Genomic DNA, 20,668 nt, shown 5'->3' with positions numbered 1-20,668 from the left:
AGTTGCCGTTGGTACGACGCTACGTCGCGCCCTCCCCCGTCGGCTTCTCCGGAATTGCGGAGTTCAGCCCCAGCATGAACACGAAGCACCCCGGGATCCGCGCACCGGCCTGCGTCCGCTGGTACTCCGTCGGCGGCATCCCGACGAGCTCGGTGAACCGCTGCGAGAACGACCCGAGACTGCTGTACCCGACCATCGTGCACACCTCGGTGACCGTCAGGTTGGTGGCCCGCAGGAGATCCGTCGCCCGCTCGATCCGCCGCCGTGTCACGTACTGCATCGGCGTCTCGCCGTACGTCGCCGCGAAACAGCGGAGGAAGTGGTACTTCGACACGCCTGCCGCGGCCGCCAGTGCGGTTAGGTCGAGTGGCGCGGCATAGTTGCGGTCGGCAACGTCTCGCGCGCGGCGCAGATGAGGCAGCAGTTCGACGGGTACGACGACACTCACCTGAACGACCCTAGGTACTTTCGGCCGGTACCGAAAGACTGGCGCGTTTCGGGCACCGGCGCGACCGTCGGATCCATGAGAGTCGGACAGGGTGGTACCGGGCCGGGGGCGCACACGCCGGACGGCAGCGCGGTCGAACTGTACGAGGTCACGCCGGCGCACGGCGACGACGAACTGATCGAGGCCGCGATCGATCCGGGCAGCAGCATCCTCGAGCTCGGCTGCGGAACGGGACGGATCACACGCCCGCTGCTCGCCCGCGGGCATCAGGTGGTCGCGGTCGACGAGTCCCCGGACATGATCGCGCGGGTCACCGAGACGGAGACGATCTGCTCGACGATCGGCGACCTGCGACTGGACCGGCAGTTCGACGTCGTACTGATGATGTCGTTCCTGATCAACGTCGCCGACGGCGCCGAGCGGCTCCGGCTGCTACAGACCTGCGCGCATCACGTCCGGCCCGGCGGTTCGGTGCTGCTCCAGCAGGAGGTTCCGGGCGCGCGGCACGCCCCGACCGAGATGGAGAACGAGCACCGCAAGCTCATCATCTCCGACGTCGAGGACCTCCCGGACGGCACCCAGGCCGCGACCCTGACGCACACGATCGGCGGCCGGACCTGGTCGCAGCGGATCGTTACCCGGAACCTCTCCGAGGACCAACTCGCCGACGAACTGACCAGGACCGGCCTCCAGCGCACGGAGTACCTCACACCCGACAAGATGTGGGTCCGCGCGCAGCCGCTCTGATCAGCGAGCCACCGCGTCGAACTGCGATCGGCTGAGCTCGCTGGTGTCGCCGTTCAGCTTTGCCGGGCGGGTGCAGATCACGCCGTCCGGCACTGAGCCGTTCAAGTATTTCAGCGCGTTCTTGAACGAGTCGCAGCGCCGCTGGTCCTCGGCGCCGGCCGGGTAGCCGATCGCTGCGTTGACCCGGCCCATGTCGAGCTTGTCGGCGTACGGGTTGATGTCGCGGGCAACGGTCCAGTACCAGCGCGCGATCGGGGCGCTCCACTGCAAGGACATCGCGAGATCCGGGTTACCGAGCAGGTCGATCCCGAGGTACTGACCGGCCGGGCCGTAGTTGAAGTCGCCGGTGAGCTGGATGTACCCGCGGCCGCCGTACGGGCGGGTGTCGCCGATCTCGCGGATGTTGTACTCCAGCCGCGACTCGTGCACGAGCGTCGCGAGGAACGCGGCTTTCCGGTACGGCGTGTTGATGTTGGCGTCCCGCATCGCCTGGTTCAGCGACGGGAGACCTTCCTCGACAGTCGACGGGTTCGCGATCCGAGACCCGAACATCGCCTGGACGTCGGCCAACGTGATGTCAGCGGCTGGTTCGACCGCGTGGGCCGGTGCAGCGGCGACCAGAGCGCCTGAGGTGATTCCGAGGCAGGCGAGAAACGCTAGGAGAATACGACGCATTTGAGCACTCCTGGGGCGGTAGGAGAGGGGGCGGTCGTTGTGAAAACCTAACCAAGCACTTTCACAACGCCGCCAGTTTCCTCCAAAACCCCGGAGTGCTCAACCCCTACTTGTCTTTGGACTTGTCCTTGGACTCGGACTTCTGCTCGGGCTTCGCGTCCACGCCGGCTTCCTTGCGCTGCTCGGGCGTGATCGGCGCCGGCGCCGCGGTCAGCGGGTCGAACCCGCCGCCGGACTTCGGGAACGCGATCACGTCGCGGATCGACTCCGTGCCGGCCAGCAGCGCGGTGATCCGGTCCCAGCCGAACGCGATCCCGCCGTGCGGCGGCGCGCCGAACTTGAACGCCTCCAGGAGGAACCCGAACTTCTCCGAAGCCTCCTCGTCGGTCAGGCCCATCACCTTGAAGACGCGCTTCTGCACGTCCTCGCGGTGGATACGGATCGAGCCACCACCGATCTCGTTGCCGTTGCAGACGATGTCGTACGCGTACGCCAGCGCCGACCCCGGGTCGGTGTCGAACGTCTCCAGCGAGTCCGGCTTCGGCGACGTGAAGGCATGGTGTACGGCGGTCCACGCGCCGGAACCGACCGCGACATCACCCGCGGCCGTCGCCTCGTCGGCCGGCTCGAACAGCGGCGCGTCCACGACCCACACGAACGACCACGCGGACTCGTCGATCAGACCGCCACGACGGCCGATCTCCAGCCGCGCCGCACCGAGCAGCGCCCGCGACGACTTCACCGGACCGGCGGCGAAGAAGATGCAGTCGCCCGGCTTCGCGCCGACGTGGTCGGCGAGGCCCGCGCGCTCCTCCTCGGACAGGTTCTTCGCGACCGGACCACCGAGCTCGCCGTCCTGACCGACCAGGACGTACGCGAGGCCCTTGGCGCCGCGCTGCTTGGCCCAGTCCTGCCACGCGTCCAGCTGCTTGCGCGGCTGGTCGGCGCCACCCGGCATCACCACGGCACCGACGTACGGCGCCTGGAAGACCCGGAACGGGGTGTTCTTGAAGTAGTCCGTGCACTCGACGAGCTCGAGGCCCATCCGCAGGTCGGGCTTGTCGGAGCCGAAGCGGGCCATCGCCTCGCCGTACGTCATCCGCGGGATCGGCGTCTGGACGTCGTACCCGACGAGCTTCCAGAGCGCCGCGAGGACCTCCTCGGCCAGCGCGATCACGTCGTCCTGGTCGACGAAGCTCATCTCGATGTCGAGCTGGGTGAACTCCGGCTGCCGGTCGGCGCGGAAGTCCTCGTCGCGGTAGCAGCGGGCGATCTGGTAGTAGCGCTCCATGCCGGCCACCATCAGCAGCTGCTTGAACAGCTGCGGCGACTGCGGCAGCGCGTACCAGCTGCCCGGCTGCAGGCGCGCCGGGACCAGGAAGTCGCGGGCGCCTTCCGGCGTCGACTTGGTCAGCGTCGGCGTCTCGATCTCGACGAAGTCGTGACCGGCCAGCACGTCGCGGGCCGCCTTGTTGACCTGGCTCCGCAGGCGGAGCGCGCTGCCCGGGCCCTGGCGGCGCAGGTCGAGGTACCGGTACTTGAGCCGGATCTCCTCGTTCACCGGCGTCGCGTGGTGCTCCTCGACCGGGAACGGCAGCGGGGCGGCCTCGTTCAGCACCTCGACCTCGGTCGCGATCACCTCGATCTCGCCGGTCGGCAGGTTCGGGTTCGCGTTGCCCTCGGGGCGCGGCGAGACCTCGCCGACGATCTTCAGGCAGTACTCCGAACGCAGGCCGTGCGCGGCGTCCTCGTCGCGGATCACGACCTGGACGGTGCCGGACGAGTCGCGCAGGTCGATGAACGCCACGCCGCCGTGATCGCGTCGCCGCGCCACCCAGCCCGCCAGGATCACGGTCTCGCCGGCGTCGGACGCGCGCAGCGAACCTGCGGAACGGTTACGGATCACGAGTTCTCCTTCGGAAGTGCTTCGATACTGGGACGGAGGTCTTCGGCCGGCGGTGTCCAGGTGGCGGCATCCGCGGGCACCTGCTCGCCGCTGCGGATGTCCTTGACCTCGGGCCCGTTCTCGGTGCTGAACCAGACGAACGGGATCCCCCGCCGGTCCGCGAACTTGATCTGCTTCCCGAACTTCGCGGCCGCCGGCGCCACCTCCACCGCAATCCCCCGCGCCCGTAGCTGGATCGCGGTCCGCATGGCCTCGGCCCGATCGTCCTCGCTGGTCAACGCCACGAGCACAGCAGTCGGCGTACGACGGGACGCGGTGAGCAGCCCCTTGCTGATCAACCGGTGCACCAGCCGCGAGACCCCGATCGAGATCCCGACACCCGGGTACGTCGTCTTGCCGTCGGACGCCAGCGAGTCGTACCGGCCGCCGGAGCAGATCGAACCGTAGCCCTCGTCACCGATCAGCTGCGTCTCGTAGACGGTGCCGGTGTAGTAGTCGAGGCCGCGGGCGATCTTCAGGTCGGCGACCAGCAGGCCGGGGGCGTGCTCGTTCGCGGCCGTCATGATCTGCGACAGCCGCTCCAGGCCCTCGTCGAGGATCTCGTGCTGGACACCGAGCGCGCGAACCTGATCCGCGAACGACGCGTCCGTCGACGAGATCTCCGCCAGCCGCAGCACCTGCTTCGCGGTCTCCGCGGACAGGCCGGCCGCGGTCAGCAGCTCGGTCACCTTGTCGGCGCCGATCTTGTCCAGCTTGTCGACGATCCGGAGCGTGCCGGTGATGTCCTCGATGCCGAGGCCCCGGTAGAAACCCTCCGGGATCTGCCGGGTGTTCACCTGGATCCGGAACGGCGGGATCGGCAGCTTGCGGAACGCGTCCGCGATCACCAGGGGCAGCTCGACCTCGTAGTGGAACGGCAGCTCGCCGCTGTCGATGATGTCGATGTCCGCCTGGGTGAACTCGCGGTAGCGGCCCTCCTGCGGGCGTTCGCCGCGCCAGACCTTCTGGATCTGGTAGCGGCGGAACGGGAACACCAGCTTGCCGCTGTTCTCCAGGACGTAGCGCGCGAACGGCACGGTCAGGTCGAAGTGCAGACCGAGGGCCGCGTCCTCGTCGGCGCCGGCCGCGAGGCGGCGTACGCCGTAGATCTCCTTGTCGGCGTCCTCGCCCTGGTTGGACAGGCGCTCGACCGGCTCGACCGCGCGGGTTTCGATGGACGCGAAACCGTGCAGCTCGAAGGTCTCCCGGATCGTGTCGAGGAACTGCAGCTCGACGATCCGGTCAGACGGCAAAAACTCGGGAAACCCGCTGAGTGGGGTCACCTTGCTCATAAGTTCTGTATCTCCAGGTCCTGCAAGTAGGGGTTGGTCGCCTTTTCCCGGCCGATCGATGTCTGGCCACCATGACCCGGCAGGACGACGATCTCGTCGCGCATCGGCAGGATCTTGGTGGCCAACGTATGCAGCATGGTCGGATGGTCGCCGCCCGGCAGATCCGTCCGGCCGATCGACCCGGCGAACAACACGTCACCGGAGAACAGCACCGCGGGCACGTCTTCCGGCCCGTCGTACGGCGTGGTGAACGTGACCGACCCCTGCGTGTGGCCCGGGGTGTGGTCGACGGTGAAACTCAGGCCCGCGAGCTCCAGGCCCTGCCCGTCCTTCAGCTCGGCGACGTCGTCCGGCTCGGCGAACTCGTGGTTGCCGCCGAGCAGCATCCGGGCCGTCTCGGGACTGATCCCGGCCATCGGGTCGGCGAGCAGGTACCGGTCGTCCGGGTGGATCCAGGCGGTCGCGTCGTACGTCCCGCAGACCGGGAGCACCGAGAACATGTGGTCGATGTGACCGTGCGTGAGCAGCACGGCGACAGGTTTGAGCTTGTTCTCCCGGACCACTTCTTCGACACCCGGGGTGGCGTCCATGCCCGGATCGATCACGATGCACTCCGCGCCCTGGCCGGTGGCGACGACGTAGCAGTTCGTACCCCACGACCCCGCGGGGAACCCGGCGATGAGCACGACAAGCCTTCCTGGAACAGTTCGGGACCCACCAAGGCTACCGGTCCGGATCAGGTGAGTTCGCACCGGATTGTGACGCAACACCGTTGCGCCTGAGCTGGGAGTTTGTGATTGTTCAGGGATAAGCGTCGAGAAGGCAGCTCGACGCGCCCAGGGTTGGCCCTGTTCGGCGGTTGGACCGGGGACTGACCAGAATGGGCACGAGCGCAGTGCATACCGCCGGAAGGGGCGAGTTGTGGCCGGAGAGAACTGGGGCCGGGTAGCTGAGGACGGAACGGTCTTCGTACGGACGAAGGACGGTGAACGGGCGGTCGGCCAATGGCCGGACGCGAACCCAGAGGAGGCGCTCGCCTTCTACACCCGCCGGTACGACGCGCTGGCGTTCGAGGTGGATCTGCTGGAACAGCGGGTCCAGGCAGGCACGGTGTCTCCGGACGACGCCCGCGCCGCGGTCAAGAAGGTGTCCGGAACGATCGAAGAGGCGCAGGCGGTCGGCGACCTCGACGGCCTGATGACGCGGCTCGAAGCGCTCACCCCGCTCGTCGCCCAGCAGCGCGAGAAGCGCAAGGCCGAGCGCGCGGCGAAGGTCGAGGAGGCGCGCTCCGCCAAGACCAAGATCGCCACCGAGGCCGAGACCATCGCGGCCGGCACGGACTGGCGGCACGGCGTGACCCGGCTGCGCGAGCTGCTCGACGAGTGGAAGGCACTCCCCCGGCTCGACAAGTCCAGCGACGATGAGCTGTGGCACCGGTTCTCGTCCGCGCGGACGACGTACACGCGGCATCGCAAGCAGCACTTCGCGGAGCTGTCCTCCAAGCGTGAAGAGGCGGCCGTGGTGAAGGAGCGGCTCGCTGCCGAGGCGGAGACGCTGGCCGGTTCGAACGAATGGGGGCCGACGTCCGGCCGCTTCCGGGACCTGATGCGGCAGTGGAAGGCCGCCGGGCCGGCACCGCGCGAGCTGGACGACAAGCTGTGGGCGCGGTTCCGCGCCGCGCAGGACCAGTTCTTCGGCGCGCGGGACGCCGTACAGGCCGAGGAGAACGCCGAGCAGGTCGAGAACCTGCAGGCGAAAGAGGCCCTGCTGGTCGAGATCGAGACCATCGTGCCGGTCGAGGACGCCCGCGTCGCGCGCGAGCAGCTCCGCGACTACCTGGACCGCTGGGACCAGATCGGCAAGGTCCCGCGGGACTCGATGCGCTCGATCGACAGCCGGCTGCGAGCGGTCGAGCAGGCCGTCAAGGCGGCCGAGGACGAGGTCTGGAACAAGAGCAACCCGGAGGCCCGCGCCCGCGCCGAGGCGACGGTGAAGCAACTGCAGTCCTTGATCGCCGACCTGGAGAAGCAGGCCGCGAAGTTCGAGTCCCAGGGCAACACCCGCAAGGCGACCGAGGCGCGCGAAGCCATCGCGGCCCGCCGCGAGTGGCTGACCCAGGCCCAGAACGCCCTCACCGACTTCAGCTAGCTGACGCCGGGTTCTGCCCGCACCGCCGGTTGGCGCGTACGGAGGCCGTCGATGATGACGGTCACGACGGTGTTGGCGCGCTGGTCCCATTCGGACTCCGGGATGCGGGACAGCGCGCCGAGCAGGAGGATGACGTCGGTTGCGTCCACCTCCTGGCGGATCTCACCCGCGGCCTTGCCGCGGTCCAGCAGTGTGCCCAGCGCCTCGTCCAGCCGGTCGTGTTGGTCGGAGTAGAGGTCTTGCCAGGCCGAGAGTTCGATCGCGGCCATCACGCCGCGTTTGACCCGGGCGTACGCGACGAGTCGCCGTAGCCAGCTGGTCAGCGCCTCCAGCGGCGGGTATTCGGCCGACAGCGGTGCCACGGCGTCGACCAGCTGGCCGAGTTCGTAGCGGTACACCTCCGCCAGCAGGTGCTCACGCGTCGGGAAGTGCCGATAGAGCGTGCCCTGCCCCACGCCGGCCGCCTTCGCGACCCCGTGCAGCTTCAGGTCGTCGGCCGCGCCGTTGGACTTGCTCAGTTCGGCGCGTGCGGCGTCGACGATGCGGCGACGATTGGCGACCGCGTCGGACCGGAGCTCACGAGCAGCCACAGATCCTGCCTCTCCTTGGGGAAGTGGACAAGTGTCCGGTACGTTGGACCTCAAGAACCGGACAACTGTCAGGTTAGATCAGGAGAGGTCTGCGATGAGCGAACTCGACAGCAAGGTCGTTGCCATCACCGGCGCCAGCAGCGGCATCGGCGCGGCCACCGTGACGGAACTCGCGCGCCGTGGAGCCGCCGTAGTACTCGGCGCTCGGCGTACCGATCGGCTCGACGCGATCGTGGGACAGATCCGTGCCGACGGTGGTCGCGCGGAGCTGCTGGAGGTCGACGTCACCAAGCGCGGCGACCTCGAGAAGCTGGTCGCGCTGGCAGTGGATCGCTTCGGTCGCCTCGACGTGCTGGTGAGCAACGCCGGTGTCGCCAGGATCGCGCCGATGGCGGACCTGGACGTCGACGACTGGGACACGATGATCGACGTCAACCTGCGCGGCGTGCTGCACGGTATCGCCGCCGCGCTGCCGGTGTTCCGTCGCCAGGGTCGCGGTCATCTCGTCACCACGGTGTCGACGTCGGGTCTCAAGATCGTGCCGACGCAGGCCGTGTACGCCGGCACCAAGAACGCCGTACGCACACTGCTCGAAGCACTGCGGCAGGAGTCGACGGACGGCGTACTGCGGACGACGTCGATCTCGCCCGGGTACGTGCGAACCGAGCTCGTCGACTACGTCGAAGACCCCGAGCAGCGCGCGCAGGCCCAGCAGGCGATGGCAGCCCTCGGTATCAGCCCCGAAGCGGTGGCCCGCGCGATCGCGTTCGCCATCGAGCAACCCGACGACGTCGAGATCGGCGACATCACGATCCGCCCCACCCGCCAAGCCTGACCCCTGTGGACAACTTCCGGCACTCACAAGCCGTTTCGGTCATCCTGTCCGGATGCTCCCAGCCGACTTCCCGTATTACTTCTGCGGCCTCCCCTTCCGCCCGTACCAAGTCCCCCGGAAACTCCGCTGGCTCCTTGCCCAGGGCGACATTCGCCCAGTCCTGAAGGGCGTGTACGTCGACGTTCGCGTGCCCGACTCGCCGCAGCTGCGGGCCGACGCGTTGCGTCTCGTCGTACCTCCCGAGGCCACGGTGTGCGGTCCTGCGGCCGGGTGGTTGCACGGCATCGACACGACGGCGCTGAGCCCTGAGCCCATTCGGCCGCTCTGGACTTCTCTGGAACGGCCAACCACCGAGGTGGACGGCTTGAAGGTGACCACGCGAGAGGCCACGGCGGTCGAGCTCGCCAAGCACCTGCCCCGGCCGTTCGCGCTCTCGGCGATCGACGCACTGCTCCGGCACGGGATGCGGATCGACGACCTTCAGACTGCGTCAGCTGCGTACTTCGCGGCGGACAGCAACTCGCAGGCAGCCCAGCTCGTGCGCATCGCCGACGGTCGCGCAGCATCACCAGGCGAGTCGTGGCTGCGACTGCGGCTCTTCGACGCCGGATTCCCGCGCCCGGATCTCCAGGTTCGGGTCGAAGGCAACGGCCGCAGCTATCGGCTCGATCTTGGTTATCCCGATCGGGTGATCGACGGGCGGCGGCTGGGGCTCGAGTACGACAGCGACGCCTGGCATTCGTCGACGAAGCAACAGTTGCGGGACGAGACCCGGCGTACCGAGTTGGAAGGGCTCGGCTGGCACGTCATCTCGGTGCGCCGACCGGACCTGTGAGGCTCGTATCCGGCGTTGGAGCTCGCCGTCGGCTCAGTCCTGTGCCAACAGCCCCGTCTCCCCCGCCGCTGGTGACCAGTTCGTTCCGGTCGCCCAGTGTTCGGCGTTGGTCATGAGGAGTTCGGTGGCGGGGGCTTTGATCTGACCGTAGTCGGCGAGGTCGGGGACTGATTGGGCCAGGCGTTGCTTGAAGGCGCCCCAGGTACGGCGGGCTTCGGTGTCGGCGCGGAGGTAGTCGCGGAAGAGGAGGGCGTAGCGGGCGTTGGGGCCGGTCGCGAGGCGGAGGTGGATGTTGGTGGCGCGTTCGCCGACGGGTGGGGCGAAGACGAGCTTGTCGCAGCGTTGGCCGAAGGAGATCTCGGAGCGGTTCCACGGTTCGGGGCGACACCGGAAGCCGACGGACTCCATGAGTTCGACGAGGTCCGGACCCAGGTCGGCGACGCGGACCTGAGCGTCGACGCAGTTCTTCGCGGGCAGGCCGGGGACGGAAGTCGAGCCGATGTGGTCGATGGCGAGCGCTCGGTCGCCGAGCGCCGCGCGCAGACGACGGGCGAGGTGGGTGAACTCGGACGGCCAATCAGGGTTGTAGTCGACGACGGCGACGGCAGGACCCAACTCATCCGGGAAAGGCATCCGACCATGCTAAGCAACCCCGATGCGCTGCTCTCGCCAACGGCGGAGTACGGGGAACAGCAGCGCCAGTTCGGCTGCTGCGGCGAGGAGGGTGCGGAGCCAGCGGCTTATCCAGGTCTCGGTCACCTCGGCGATCGCGATGCGCTCGGGGTGATCGGGCGTGTAGCGGATCTGGACCTGACGGCCGACGGTGGCGTCCTCCGCGCGGAACTGCGTGGTACGTGATGCGAGCCAGCGACCGCCCGGAAGCGTGTACGCGATCTCGATCCAGTGGGTTCCGCTTTTTCGGCTCGGGGCGTCAATCTTCACGACCTCGCCCTTCGTGGTCGGCGCATCGGCGGGTACGACGGGACGCCGTACCGCGGTCAGCACGAACGCTGCCAGGGCGACCGTGACGACGGCGAGGAGGACCAGGAGCAGGCGAAGGTCGACCAGCCGTCCGGTCCGGTTCTCGTCCATGGGAACCATGATGAGGGCCCGGCGGGGCAGCACGCCCTGACCCGCCGGGCCTCGGGGTCATCGGGCGGCGGACGTCCTCACGCGCCGCGCGATGACCAGCAGGAGGGCGAGACCGGCGAGCGCACCGGCTGCTGCACCGATCGGCAGGATCGCTTCGTTGTACCAAGCCTTCGGCGCGGCCGGAACAGACTCGTTGTACCGCACACCGGTCGCCGGTACGCCGTCGTTGTATCCGCCGGCCGTGCCCAGCTCGTTGTACTGCGAGCCCGGCAGCTTGTCGGCGTACCGGTGCGAGACGAGCTCCTGGTAGGCGCCGACGGAGATGGGCTTGGCGCCGATCGACTTGACGGCGGAGGCGTTGAGCGGACGGACCTGGGTGGAGCTCAACGCGTACCACGCACCGACCTGGGGTTCGGTGAACACGACCGCACCGCGAGCGGCGGCAACCATCCGGGCCTCGGTGTTGCCGGAGGCCACGTTCACGGCCTGCCATCCGCCGTGGCCGTCCGGTGCGGTGAAGACGGTCAGGGCTTGACCAGCTCTGGTCGCGGACGTCGCGGCGTACCAGAACGTTGCCACCGGCGCCGACTTGTCGCGGACGAACGCGGGGTTCAGCGCGTAGATCGGGTGCGTGTCCTGCGCGACCGACGGGCCGGCCGCGGACTTCGCCGTACCGCCGGCTTTGCCGAGCAGGCTGAGGGCGCCGGACGAGTGTGCGGCGGTCGTTGCCTTGGACAACTCGGCAGGCGACACCGGCTGCGGCCCGGCCGCCCCGGCGGGACCGGCGGCGGCGAAGGCGAGACCGAGGCCGGCGGCGAGTACGGCGGCGACGCGGAGCAGGATGTTCTTCGGGCGGCGCATGTCAGGCTCCGATCCGGTACAGGGAGTGGGTCCAGGTGAACTGGGAGTTGGACCGGTACCAGGTGTACGTCGAGTAGTTGTAGCGCTGGTCGTCCGGCCACGGGTCGTAGTACTCGATCGTCGAGTCGGACGAGTCGTAGCCGATGATGTCCATCATGTGACCGCCGCCGGAGGTCCAGCCGATCCGCGTCATCACCGGCCGGCCGGCGGCGATCTCGCTGACCAGCGTGCTGAACGCGAGCGTCCCCGAGATGTAGCTGCCGGAGCTGATCCCGATCGTGCTGAAGGCGCGCTGGTCGTTCGCGAGCGTGGCCTGGTTGTTCGGGCAGCTGGCGTTCGTGCTGTAGCCGAAGGCCATGTTGCAGAACTGGTTCTGGGAGTACGAGCGGCCGTAGAAGGCGGCGATGCTGTTGCCGCTGGCCGCCCAGCACCAGTTCGTCTTCTGCTGGGCCTGGCCGGTGACGTTCAGGTAGTAGCTGGCGGGTGCGGCTGCGGCCGTCGGCGCGAGCGGGATCAGGGTGGCCAGTCCGAGAATCGTGGCCAGGAGCAACGACCAGGAGCGGCTGAGGCGGAGCCTGCGCATGTGTCCTCCTTCGAGGGAGTGGGCGGGGTCCATCGTCGGGACGCCGCCGGGGCGCGGCAAGAAGCCGGATCGGGGCCCTGGGCCCGGTGTGAACGACAGATCGGGCGTGAACAGCGGGTGACGAGGCAGTGTCAGACGGTGCTGTGAATGTTTACACTGCCCCAAAGGAGCGTGGAGCGATGGTCAGATCGGTCGAAGAATCGGTTCCTGCGGTGGCGCCGGACGCTCCGTTCGCGGAGGCGCTCCGGCATGCGATCGCCCGCCGCGGCCTCGCGCTCAACCGGATCCGTACACATCTCGCCGACCGCGGACTGCACGTCGGTGTCGCGACGCTCAGCACCTGGCAGAGCGGCCGACGGGTCCCGCGCGAGGACTCACTGGCGACCGTCACCGCGCTCGAGGAGCTGCTGCAGGTGCCGCCGGGCTGGCTCACCGTCCGGATCCCACCGGCCCGGAGCGAGCCGAGTACGACACCGCAGCCGTACGCCGTCGTCGACTATGCGGAGGCCCTGACCCGGTTGCTCGATCGGCTCCGCCGCGATGCCCACGGGAGGCTCCGCAACGTCACCGTGCTCGAGGAGATCCACATCGGCGCGGACCGAAGCGCACAGCGCCGGCGGGTGATCCAGAGCGTGGTCGCCGTCCAACCGGTCGATCGGTTGATCATCGCCCATCAGGGCGAGCCGGGCTGCGACGCGGACCTGCTCACGCTGCGCGCGCTGAGCGGCTGCCGCGCCGGACGGGTGGCCCGCTCCCCCGAGGTCGGCGCGATGCTCGGTGAGTTGCTGCTCGATCGGGTGCTCGCGGTGGGTGAGACCGCCGTCGTGCGCTACGAGGTCGAGGACCGGTCCGGGCTGCCGTCGACGGACTACCAGCGGTTCAGCGAGTGGGGCGGGATGCACTACGTCCTCGAGGTGCAGTTCGACCGGTCCGCGCTGCCGGTCCGCGTCAGCGAGATCCGGCGCCGCCACACCGCCGGCCCGAACCTGGTGCAGCGCGAGCTGATGCTCACCCCCGACAGCCGGGTCCACGCCATCGAACCGTCCGCGGACCCGGGCACGGTCGGGATCGCCTGGGAGTGGGATTAGCGCTAGCTGTTGAAGCCGGCGTGGACGTGGTCGTGGTGGGTGCGGTCGGAGAAGAACGCCGTACCGGAGAGTTGGTAGGGGCCGCCGACGTTGTAGGAGCCCACGGCTTCGGCGGCGCGCATGTACGACGTGATCAGCGAGCGCGACGTGGACGGGGAGACGACCGGGTGGCCGTCGATCTCCCAGGTGTCGAAGGCGCGGCCGCGCGGGTGGTCGCTGGGGCGGTTCGTGCCGAACACGTACAGCGGGTGCCCGGAGCGGATGACGCTGATGCCGATGCGGTACGTCTTGGCCAGCTCGAGCATCGCGGCGAGGACGCTGTCGTGGACCTGACCGGAGCGGATGTCGGCGGCCGAAGCGGGCGGTAGGGCGATGCGCTCGCTGCTGAGCACTTGCCGAGCCGACGCGGACAGCTGGGAGGTCGGGTTGCCTGGCTGAGCTGGGTGGGTGGAGGTGACGCGCCACGTGCCGTTCGATTCGCTCAGCCGTACGTCGACCGTGGTGCCGCCGGTGACCACACGCCCGCTGGTGATCGTGTAGACGCGGCACGGGACCAGAACGCTGGCGGTGTCGGTCAGGATGCCGCCGTACTGGGCGTCGATCACGTCGACGGCCGTTCGGCTACCCCGCGGGGTCAGTAGGTCCACCACGGCGGCGACGGCGGCGCGCTTCGCCCCGGGCTCGATCTCACCCGCACCGGGCACCCACGACCGCACCGCCGGGAGCGCAACCGAAGGCGTGGTCGTTGACGGTGCCTTGGATGGGGTTGCGGATGGTGCTGTCGACGAGGGAGCGGGACTCGGCGGCGCCGTGGACGACGGCGAGGAGGACGGCGAGGTAGCTCCCCCGGCCGACGACCCGCTGCAGCCGGCAAGCGCACCCACCCCTGCGATCAGCAGCCCCCGACGTCCGAAACCACTCATACCCGCAGTCTGCCCGCCCGCCACAAACCCCGGCGCGAACTCTCAGGCACACAACCGGCAGTCGCGGTAATCGCCGACGAACAGCCCATGCCGCCCACACCGCTCGAACGCGCGCTCCGGCGGATGCTCGTCCCACATCCGCGCCACCTCGACCGCCTCACCCGGCGGCGTGTATCCCCGCACCACGTCGCCGTACTGCCGCAGGTGCGCCTCCGCGTACGGCGGCTCGTACGACAGCATCGCCCACCGGAACCCCGTCGCCGCCAGCGCGATCACCCGCAGCAGGAACTCCCGCTCCGCGATGAACTCCGCCGACCATGGCAGCTCGTCGAGATCGAAGTCGTCGTTGCCCATTCCGATCCGCGAGTTGCACAGCAGCAACGCGAACCGACGCTCGAAGTCGGACCGCGCCAGCTCACACGCCGCCAACGCCAGTACGTCGAGGAACACGTCGGTACCGCCGTTGGAGAGGAACAGCCGGTCGCGGTCGTCCTGCCCGCGACCGAAGCTGCTCCCCACTACTGCGTGACGCGGTAGACGTCGAAGACGCCCTCGACGGAACGGACCGCCTTGAGGACGTGGCCGAGGTGCGTCGGATCGCCCATCTCGAAGGTGAACCGGGACTTCGCGATCCGGTCGCGGGTCGTCGTCAACGCCGCGGACAGGATGTTCACGTGGTAGTCCGACAACACCCGGGTGATGTCCGAGAGCAGGCGGGCCCGGTCCAACGCCTCGACCTGGATGGCGACCAGGAAGACGGACTGGGCGGTCGGCGCCCACTCGACCTCGACGATGCGCTCCGGCTGGGTCTTCAGGTTCTCCACGTTCGCGCAGTCCGCCCGGTGCACCGAGACGCCCGCGCCGCGGGTGACCCAGCCGATGATCTCGTCGCCCGGCACCGGCGTACAACACCGGGCCAGCTTCGAGAGCACGTCGGTCGCGCCCTTGACGATGACACCGGCGTCGCCGCGCGCGGTCCGCTTCCGGCGCTCGCGCGTCTGCGGCAACCGCAGGCCCTCGGCGAGGTCTTCGGCCGCGCCTTCCTCACCGCCGTACGTCTCGATGAGACGCCGTACGACGGCTTGCGCGCTGACGTGACTCTCGCCGACCGCGGCGTACAGACCCGTGACATCGGGGTAGCGCAGTGAGTTGGCGACCGCGGTCAGGGTCTCGTGCGAGAGCAGGCGCTGCAGCGGCAGGCCCTCCTTGCGGAGCTGCTTCGCGATCGCGTCCTTGCCGTGCTCGATGGCCTCGTCGCGGCGCTCCTTCGAGAACCAGTGCTTGATCTTGTTCCGCGCTCGCGGGCTCTTGACGAAGGTCAGCCAGTCCCGCGACGGGCCGGCGCCCTGCGCCTTCGAGGTGAAGACCTCGACGACGTCACCGTTCTCGAGCGTGCTCTCCAGCGGCACCAGGCGGCCGTTGACGCGGGCACCGATACAGCGGTGTCCGACCTCGGTGTGGATCGCATACGCGAAGTCGACCGGGGACGAACCGGTCGGCAGCGACATCACGTCACCGCGCGGGGTGAAGACGTAGACCTCGGAGTTGTTGATCTCGAACCGCAGCGAGTCGAGGAACTCCGACGGGTCGGAGGTCTCGCGCTGCCAGTCGACCAGCTGCCGCACCCACGGCATGTCGTTCGGCCCACCGATCTCGGAACTCGGCGTGGCGGGAGCGGCGGTGGTCGGGTCTTCCTTGTACTTCCAGTGCGCGGCGATGCCGTACTCCGCGCGGCGGTGCATCGCGAACGAGCGGATCTGCAGCTCGACCGGCTTGCCCTGCGGACCGATCACCGTGGTGTGCAGCGACTGGTACATGTTGAACTTCGGCATCGCGATGTAGTCCTTGAACCGGCCGGGGACCGGGTTCCACCGCGCGTGCAGGATGCCGAGCGCCGCGTAGCAGTCGCGGACCGACTCGACCAGGACCCGGATGCCGACCAGGTCGTAGATGTCGCCGAACTCGCGGCCGCGGACGATCATCTTCTGGTAGATCGAGTAGTAGTGCTTCGGCCGGCCGGTGACCGTCGCCTTGATCTTCGAGGCGCGCAGGTCCTCGTGGACCTGGTCGATCACGGACGCCAGGTACTCGTCGCGGGACGGTGCGCGCTCGGCGACCAGCCGGACGATCTCGTCGTACACCTTCGGGTGCAGGGTCGAGAACGACAGGTCCTCGAGCTCCCACTTGATCGTGTTCATACCCAGCCGGTGCGCCAGCGGGGCGTAGATCTCCAGCGTCTCGCGGGCGATCCGCTCCTGCTTCTCCTGCCGCAGCGAACCGAGCGTACGCATGTTGTGCAGCCGGTCGGACAGCTTGATCACCAGGACCCGGATGTCCTTCGACATCGCGACCACCATCTTGCGGATGGTCTCGGCCTGCGCTGACTCGCCGTACCGCACCTTGTCGAGCTTGGTGACGCCGTCGACCAGCATGGCGATCTCTTCGCCGAAGTCGCGGGTCAGCTCTTCCACCGTGTACGGCGTGTCCTCGACGGTGTCGTGGAGCAGCGCGGCGCACAGCGTGGTCGCGGTCATACCGAGCTCGGCGAGGATCGTCGCGACGGCGAGCGGATGCGTGATGTACGCGTCACCGCTCTTGCGCATCTGACCTGTGTGGTACCGCTCGGCGGTCCGGTAGGCACGCTCGATCATCGCGAGGTCGGCCTTCGGGTGCGTCGCGCGGACGACCCGGAACAGCGGCTCGAGCATCGGCGCCCGGTTCGGGTGCCGGGTGCCGCCGAGGCGGGCCAGACGGGCGCGGACCCGGGCCGGCGCGATCCGTGGCGGCTGGGCTGCGGGCGTCGGCGACACCGGAGCCGGCCGCACCGGTGACGGCGCGCGCGGAGGCTCCTGCGGTACGGCGTTCGGCGCCGCAGATGTCATCGCCGGGTCTTCGCCCACGTTTGTGTCCCTCCGCCGACAGAGCACCAGTCTAGAGGGCCTTGCCCAACGAGGCAGACCCACCTGTGGACAACACGCCGGGTCACCCGAAGGTCACGGCCTGTACGACGAAAATTCGCCGTACAGGCCGTGGACAGACTCAGAGTGTGATCAGACAGTCAGCAGCGAGGTGACGTCCTCGCCCTCGAGGCGCTTGCGCCCCGGGAGGAACGACAGCTCGAGCAACACCGTCGTACCCGCGACCTCGGCCCCGCAGCGGCGGATCAGCCGCAGGCAGGCCTCGACCGTCCCGCCGGTCGCGAGAACGTCGTCGATGACCAGCACCCGGTCACCCGGCGCGAACGCGTCCTGGTGCACCTCGATGGTCGCCTCGCCGTACTCCAGCGCGTACGACTCCTCGTACGTCGCCGCCGGCAGCTTGCCCTTCTTGCGCACCGGCACGAACCCGGCACCGAGTGCGAGCGCGACCGGGGCGGCGAGGATGAACCCGCGCGCCTCGATCCCTACCACCTTGTCGACCACCGGCCTACCGTCGTCGTCGGTCCCGGACGCGGCCAGCGCCTCCACGACCTGGGCGAAGCCGGTGTGGTCCGCCAGCAGCGGGGTGATGTCCTTGAACACCACCCCGTCCTGCGGGTAGTCCCGGATGTCGCGGATGCCGTCGGCGAGAACCTGCTCCAGCGACCGCATCACTTACCGCGCTTCGACCGCGGCTTGCGCGTCGGCTGCGGACGCCCGGCCGCGGTCGCCTTCATCGGCCGAGACGACGGCGTCGGCGCCGAACCACCGGTCGCCCGATCGGCCTTCCGCGGCCGGTCCTGGACGGCGGAATGCGAGGCAGCGACTGCTCCAGTGGTGGCCGGCACCGGAGCGGCTGTCGCCGCAGCCGCCTGGGCCTTCTTCGCCGCAACTCGCTTGCTCAGCGCCTGCATCCCCGGCTCCCGCTCCTTGAAGGTCGCGAGCAGCGCCGGCGCGATGAAGATCGACGAGTACGCACCGACCGCGATACCGACGAACAGGGCCAGCGAGAGGTCCTTCAGCGGGCCGGTCCCGAGCACCGCGGTGCCGACGACGAGGATCGCGCCGACCGGGAGCAGTGCGGTGACCGTGGTGTTGATCGACCGGACGACGGTCTGGTTGACGGCCAGGTTGGTCGCGTCCGAGTAGCTGTACCGGTTGGACCCAGTGATACCCCGGGTGTTCTCCCGGACCTTGTCGAACACCACGACCGTGTCGTACAGCGAGTAACCGAGGATCGTCAGTACGCCGATCACCGTCGCCGGCGTGACGTCGAACCCGATGATCGCGTACACACCGACGGTGATCGTGACGTCGTGGATCAGGGCGATGATGGCGGCCAAGGAGGCCTTGGCTTCTCGGAAGTAGAGCCAGATCACCGCGAACACGAGGACCAGGAAGACGATCAACGCCACGATCGCCTTGTCGGCGATCTGCCGCCCCCAGGAGGCGCCGATCTGCTGCGAGGTCACCTGGGCGGCCGGAATCCCGGCCTCCTTGGCGATCGCGTCCCGGACCCGGCCGATGTCGTTCTGGTCGAGCGGCTTGGTCTGGACCCGGACCTTGTCGTTGTTGATCGTGGTGACGACCGGGTCGCCGAGGCCCTTGGCGTTGGTCGCCTTCACGGCGTCGCCGAAGTTCTGCACCGTACTGTCGGTGACCTGGACCTTCGCCTCGTACTCGACGCCGCCCTTGAACTCGATACCGAGCGCGAGGCCGCGGGCGAACAGGCCGATCAGCGAGACGACGACCAGGGCGAGCGAGAGGCTGAACCAGAACTTCTTGTGGCCGATGAAGTCGTACGAGACCTCACCGCGGTGCAGCTTGGCACCGATCTGTCCGAGCTTCGACATCAGACCTGCCCTCCCAGCGGCTTGCGCGTCGACGGCGTCTTCCGCGGCCGGGCCGACGGCTTCGTCTGTCCTGGCAACCGTTCGACCCCGAGATGCTCCGGATCGAGACCGGACAGCTTGTGGCCGTGACCGAAGAAGTCGGTCCGGGCCAGCAGCGTGACCAGCGGCTTGGTGAACAGGAAGACCACCACCAGGTCGATCAGCGTGGTCAGGCCGAGCGTGAACGCGAAGCCACGGACGCTGCCGATCGCCAGCACGTACAGGACGATCGCGGCGAGCAGCGAGATCGAGTCGGCCGCAATGATCGTGTGCTTGGCGCGGGCCCAGCCGGTCTCGACCGAGGACCGCAGACTGCGGCCCTCTCGGACTTCGTCACGTAGTCGTTCGAAGTAGATGATGAACGAGTCCGCCGTGATACCGACCGCGACGATCAGACCCGCGATACCGGCCAGTGTCAGCGTGAAGCCGATCGCCTTGCCGAGCAAGATGACCAGCGCTCCGGTGAGCACACCGGCTGCGAGCAGCGACAGTACGACGACGATGCCGAGACCGCGGTAGTACAGGAAGCAGAAGACGACGACCAGCGCCAGACCGGCGATACCGGCCCAGATCCCGGCGGAGAGCTGGTCGCCACCGAGCTGCGGCGACACCGTCTCGACCGAGGAGATGTCGAACTTGACCGGCAGCGCGCCGTACTTCAGGACGTTCGCGAGGTCACGGGCCTCGGCCTCGGTGAAGGTACCGGTGATCTGCGCCTGACCGCCCGGGATCGGGCTGTCCACGCTCGGGGTCGAGATGGTCTCGCCGTCGAGCACGATCGCGAACAGGTTGTTGCCCTGGCCGCGCTGCGCGATCGCCGTGGTGGCCTTGAGGAACTTGTCGCCGCCCTCACCGGTGAACTTCAAGTTGACCTGCCACTGCAGGCCGTTCTGCGGGATACCGGCCGAGGCGTCCGACAGGTCGGTGCCCTTCAGGATCGCCGGGCCGAGCAGGTACTTGTACTGGCCGTTGCGGTCGCAGGAGAAGATCGGCTTGCTCGGGTCGTCGACCTGCTTGTCACCGCACTTGTACGCCGCGAACGCCTGCTGGGTGGCCGCGTCCGGGGTGTACTTCAGCGGGTCACCGTTGGTGGCCGGCGTCGACGGCGTCGCCGCCGGGGTGCTCGGCTTCGCGGTCGGCGTGGTGCTCGGCTTCGGCGTCGGGGTCGGCGTCGCGTCCTTGCCGAGCGCGCTGGTCCAGGCCCGGCCCTTCGGCGTGGTCGACGTCGTCGGCGGCTTGACGGTGGCGCTCGCCTTCGGCGTCGTGCTCGGCTTCGGCGTCGTACTGGGCTTCGGCGTCGACGACGGGGCCGGCGTCGGCGTCGCGGCCGGCGCCACGGCCTGGGCGTCGTACACGACCCGGAAGTACAGCAGCGCGGTCTGACCGACCTGCTGCACCAAGGATTCCTTCGTGGCACCGGGGACAGCCACGTTGATGTGGTTCGCCCCGGAGGTGGTGATGTCGGACTCGGCGACACCGGCACCATTGACCCGCTGGCCGATGATGTTCTTCGCCTCGTTCAACTGGTCGGCGGTCACCTTGCCGCTGCCGTCGATGGTGCTGGCGGTCAGCGTGATGGTGGTGCCACCGCGCAGGTCCAGCCCGAGCTTGGGCTTCCAGGTCTTGGTCAGCGCCATGATCCCGAACAGCAGGACCACGACCACCGCCAAGGCGATCAGGCTCCGCCCGGGGCGGGATGTCGAAGTCGTTGCCACGTCAGATTCAACCTTCGTACTTCTGGGCGCGCCGTACCGTCACTGGATCATCACAGGGACGCCGAACGCCGCGCCGCAGGC

General features: G+C 68.7%; 21 protein-coding genes. 5 read left to right on the top strand and 16 right to left on the bottom strand.

Going from position 1 to position 20,668, the window contains the following annotated elements:
* Positions 1–19 precede the first annotated feature (19 nt).
* Entirely contained in the window at positions 20–448 is a 429-nt protein-coding gene (locus ACWGID_RS10185) for a helix-turn-helix transcriptional regulator (RefSeq protein ID WP_452196084.1), read from the bottom strand.
* Between the two features lie 75 nt (positions 449–523).
* Between ACWGID_RS10185 and ACWGID_RS10180 the strand changes: the two genes are divergently transcribed.
* The gene (locus tag ACWGID_RS10180) at positions 524–1,195 is read left to right on the top strand and encodes a class I SAM-dependent methyltransferase (RefSeq protein ID WP_452196083.1); all 672 of its coding nucleotides are present in this window, start codon (positions 524–526) and stop codon (positions 1,193–1,195) included.
* On the opposite strand, the gene ACWGID_RS10175 is transcribed toward ACWGID_RS10180, so the two are convergent.
* The 4 genes from ACWGID_RS10175 to ACWGID_RS10160 all read right to left on the bottom strand — a co-directional run bounded on the left by ACWGID_RS10175 (position 1,196) and on the right by ACWGID_RS10160 (position 5,793).
* Positions 1,196–1,870 (bottom strand): glycoside hydrolase family 19 protein, encoded by a 675-nt coding sequence (locus ACWGID_RS10175; RefSeq protein ID WP_452196082.1) that lies wholly within the window; start codon positions 1,868–1,870, stop codon positions 1,196–1,198.
* Positions 1,871–1,976: 106 nt separating this feature from the next.
* The gene (aspS, locus tag ACWGID_RS10170) at positions 1,977–3,776 is read right to left on the bottom strand and encodes an aspartate--tRNA ligase (RefSeq protein ID WP_452196081.1); all 1,800 of its coding nucleotides are present in this window, start codon (positions 3,774–3,776) and stop codon (positions 1,977–1,979) included.
* The gene (gene hisS, locus ACWGID_RS10165; protein WP_452196080.1) at positions 3,773–5,107 is read right to left on the bottom strand and encodes a histidine--tRNA ligase; all 1,335 of its coding nucleotides are present in this window, start codon (positions 5,105–5,107) and stop codon (positions 3,773–3,775) included. Before hisS ends, aspS begins: the two co-directional genes overlap by 4 nt.
* Positions 5,104–5,793: an MBL fold metallo-hydrolase gene (locus tag ACWGID_RS10160; RefSeq protein WP_452196079.1), complete on the bottom strand. Its 690-nt coding sequence runs from the start codon at positions 5,791–5,793 to the stop codon at positions 5,104–5,106. Before ACWGID_RS10160 ends, hisS begins: the two co-directional genes overlap by 4 nt.
* A gap of 235 nt (positions 5,794–6,028) precedes the next feature.
* Between ACWGID_RS10160 and ACWGID_RS10155 the strand changes: the two genes are divergently transcribed.
* Positions 6,029–7,255, top strand: coding sequence for a DUF349 domain-containing protein (locus ACWGID_RS10155; RefSeq protein ID WP_452196078.1), 1,227 nt, complete (start codon positions 6,029–6,031; stop codon positions 7,253–7,255).
* Here the strand turns inward: ACWGID_RS10155 and ACWGID_RS10150 are convergent.
* Positions 7,252–7,845, bottom strand: coding sequence for a TetR/AcrR family transcriptional regulator (locus ACWGID_RS10150; RefSeq protein WP_452196077.1), 594 nt, complete (start codon positions 7,843–7,845; stop codon positions 7,252–7,254). The two genes, ACWGID_RS10155 and ACWGID_RS10150, sit on opposite strands and share 4 nt — an antisense overlap.
* 94 nt (positions 7,846–7,939) lie before the next feature.
* Here ACWGID_RS10150 and ACWGID_RS10145 point away from each other — a divergent pair, with 94 nt between their 5' ends.
* The gene (locus ACWGID_RS10145; protein ID WP_452196076.1) at positions 7,940–8,680 is read left to right on the top strand and encodes an SDR family oxidoreductase; all 741 of its coding nucleotides are present in this window, start codon (positions 7,940–7,942) and stop codon (positions 8,678–8,680) included.
* Positions 8,681–8,732: 52 nt separating this feature from the next.
* The gene (locus ACWGID_RS10140) at positions 8,733–9,515 is read left to right on the top strand and encodes a hypothetical protein (protein WP_452196075.1); all 783 of its coding nucleotides are present in this window, start codon (positions 8,733–8,735) and stop codon (positions 9,513–9,515) included.
* A gap of 33 nt (positions 9,516–9,548) precedes the next feature.
* Here ACWGID_RS10140 and ACWGID_RS10135 read toward each other — a convergent pair whose 3' ends face one another.
* The 4 genes from ACWGID_RS10135 to ACWGID_RS10120 are packed head-to-tail and all read right to left on the bottom strand — an operon-like array spanning position 9,549 to position 12,051.
* The gene (locus ACWGID_RS10135; RefSeq protein WP_452196074.1) at positions 9,549–10,148 is read right to left on the bottom strand and encodes a GrpB family protein; all 600 of its coding nucleotides are present in this window, start codon (positions 10,146–10,148) and stop codon (positions 9,549–9,551) included.
* 9 nt (positions 10,149–10,157) lie between these two features.
* The gene (locus tag ACWGID_RS10130; protein ID WP_452196073.1) at positions 10,158–10,607 is read right to left on the bottom strand and encodes a hypothetical protein; all 450 of its coding nucleotides are present in this window, start codon (positions 10,605–10,607) and stop codon (positions 10,158–10,160) included.
* 57 nt (positions 10,608–10,664) lie between these two features.
* A complete protein-coding gene (locus tag ACWGID_RS10125) occupies positions 10,665–11,468 on the bottom strand; it encodes a hypothetical protein (RefSeq protein ID WP_452196072.1) in 804 nt (267 codons plus the stop codon).
* Position 11,469: 1 nt separating this feature from the next.
* Positions 11,470–12,051, bottom strand: coding sequence for a papain-like cysteine protease family protein (locus ACWGID_RS10120; protein WP_452196071.1), 582 nt, complete (start codon positions 12,049–12,051; stop codon positions 11,470–11,472).
* A 179-nt stretch (positions 12,052–12,230) separates the two neighbouring features.
* Between ACWGID_RS10120 and ACWGID_RS10115 the strand changes: the two genes are divergently transcribed.
* Positions 12,231–13,139, top strand: a complete 909-nt coding sequence (locus ACWGID_RS10115; RefSeq protein WP_452196070.1) for a hypothetical protein — start codon at positions 12,231–12,233, stop codon at positions 13,137–13,139.
* 2 nt (positions 13,140–13,141) lie between these two features.
* On the opposite strand, the gene ACWGID_RS10110 is transcribed toward ACWGID_RS10115, so the two are convergent.
* The 6 genes from ACWGID_RS10110 to secD form a co-directional block, all read right to left on the bottom strand.
* Positions 13,142–13,855 carry a hypothetical protein gene (locus ACWGID_RS10110; RefSeq protein ID WP_452196069.1) on the bottom strand — a complete coding sequence of 238 codons (714 nt, stop codon included), beginning with the start codon at positions 13,853–13,855 and terminating at the stop codon, positions 13,142–13,144.
* A gap of 249 nt (positions 13,856–14,104) precedes the next feature.
* The gene (locus ACWGID_RS10105) at positions 14,105–14,581 is read right to left on the bottom strand and encodes a hypothetical protein (protein ID WP_452196068.1); all 477 of its coding nucleotides are present in this window, start codon (positions 14,579–14,581) and stop codon (positions 14,105–14,107) included.
* Positions 14,581–16,944, bottom strand: a complete 2,364-nt coding sequence (locus ACWGID_RS10100) for a RelA/SpoT family protein (protein WP_452196067.1) — start codon at positions 16,942–16,944, stop codon at positions 14,581–14,583. The genes ACWGID_RS10105 and ACWGID_RS10100 overlap by 1 nt, the downstream gene beginning before the upstream one ends.
* 168 nt (positions 16,945–17,112) lie before the next feature.
* The gene (locus ACWGID_RS10095; protein ID WP_452196066.1) at positions 17,113–17,652 is read right to left on the bottom strand and encodes an adenine phosphoribosyltransferase; all 540 of its coding nucleotides are present in this window, start codon (positions 17,650–17,652) and stop codon (positions 17,113–17,115) included.
* Positions 17,652–18,833, bottom strand: a complete 1,182-nt coding sequence (secF, locus tag ACWGID_RS10090) for a protein translocase subunit SecF (RefSeq protein WP_452196065.1) — start codon at positions 18,831–18,833, stop codon at positions 17,652–17,654. The genes ACWGID_RS10095 and secF overlap by 1 nt, the downstream gene beginning before the upstream one ends.
* On the bottom strand, positions 18,833–20,587 hold the full coding sequence (gene secD, locus ACWGID_RS10085; protein ID WP_452196064.1) for a protein translocase subunit SecD: 1,755 nt from the start codon (positions 20,585–20,587) through the stop codon (positions 18,833–18,835). The genes secF and secD overlap by 1 nt, the downstream gene beginning before the upstream one ends.
* Between the last annotated feature and the right edge of the window lie 81 nt (positions 20,588–20,668).

It is taken from the genome of Kribbella sp. NPDC054772 (genome assembly GCF_053611945.1).
The sequence above is the reverse complement of the archived record's forward strand: the minus strand, read 5'-3'. Positions and strand labels throughout refer to the sequence as shown.

Coding starts and splice junctions, on each gene's coding strand:
- ACWGID_RS10180 (WP_452196083.1), top strand. CDS start 524: ATGAGAGTCGGACAGGGTGGTACCGGGCCGGGGGCGCACACGCCGGAC.
- ACWGID_RS10175 (WP_452196082.1), bottom strand. CDS start 1,870: ATGCGTCGTATTCTCCTAGCGTTTCTCGCCTGCCTCGGAATCACCTCA.
- hisS (WP_452196080.1), bottom strand. CDS start 5,107: ATGAGCAAGGTGACCCCACTCAGCGGGTTTCCCGAGTTTTTGCCGTCT.
- ACWGID_RS10145 (WP_452196076.1), top strand. CDS start 7,940: ATGAGCGAACTCGACAGCAAGGTCGTTGCCATCACCGGCGCCAGCAGC.
- ACWGID_RS10140 (WP_452196075.1), top strand. CDS start 8,733: ATGCTCCCAGCCGACTTCCCGTATTACTTCTGCGGCCTCCCCTTCCGC.
- ACWGID_RS10135 (WP_452196074.1), bottom strand. CDS start 10,148: ATGCCTTTCCCGGATGAGTTGGGTCCTGCCGTCGCCGTCGTCGACTAC.
- ACWGID_RS10130 (WP_452196073.1), bottom strand. CDS start 10,607: ATGGACGAGAACCGGACCGGACGGCTGGTCGACCTTCGCCTGCTCCTG.
- ACWGID_RS10125 (WP_452196072.1), bottom strand. CDS start 11,468: ATGCGCCGCCCGAAGAACATCCTGCTCCGCGTCGCCGCCGTACTCGCC.
- ACWGID_RS10120 (WP_452196071.1), bottom strand. CDS start 12,051: ATGCGCAGGCTCCGCCTCAGCCGCTCCTGGTCGTTGCTCCTGGCCACG.
- ACWGID_RS10115 (WP_452196070.1), top strand. CDS start 12,231: ATGGTCAGATCGGTCGAAGAATCGGTTCCTGCGGTGGCGCCGGACGCT.
- ACWGID_RS10100 (WP_452196067.1), bottom strand. CDS start 16,944: ATGACATCTGCGGCGCCGAACGCCGTACCGCAGGAGCCTCCGCGCGCG.
- ACWGID_RS10095 (WP_452196066.1), bottom strand. CDS start 17,652: ATGCGGTCGCTGGAGCAGGTTCTCGCCGACGGCATCCGCGACATCCGG.
- secF (WP_452196065.1), bottom strand. CDS start 18,833: ATGTCGAAGCTCGGACAGATCGGTGCCAAGCTGCACCGCGGTGAGGTC.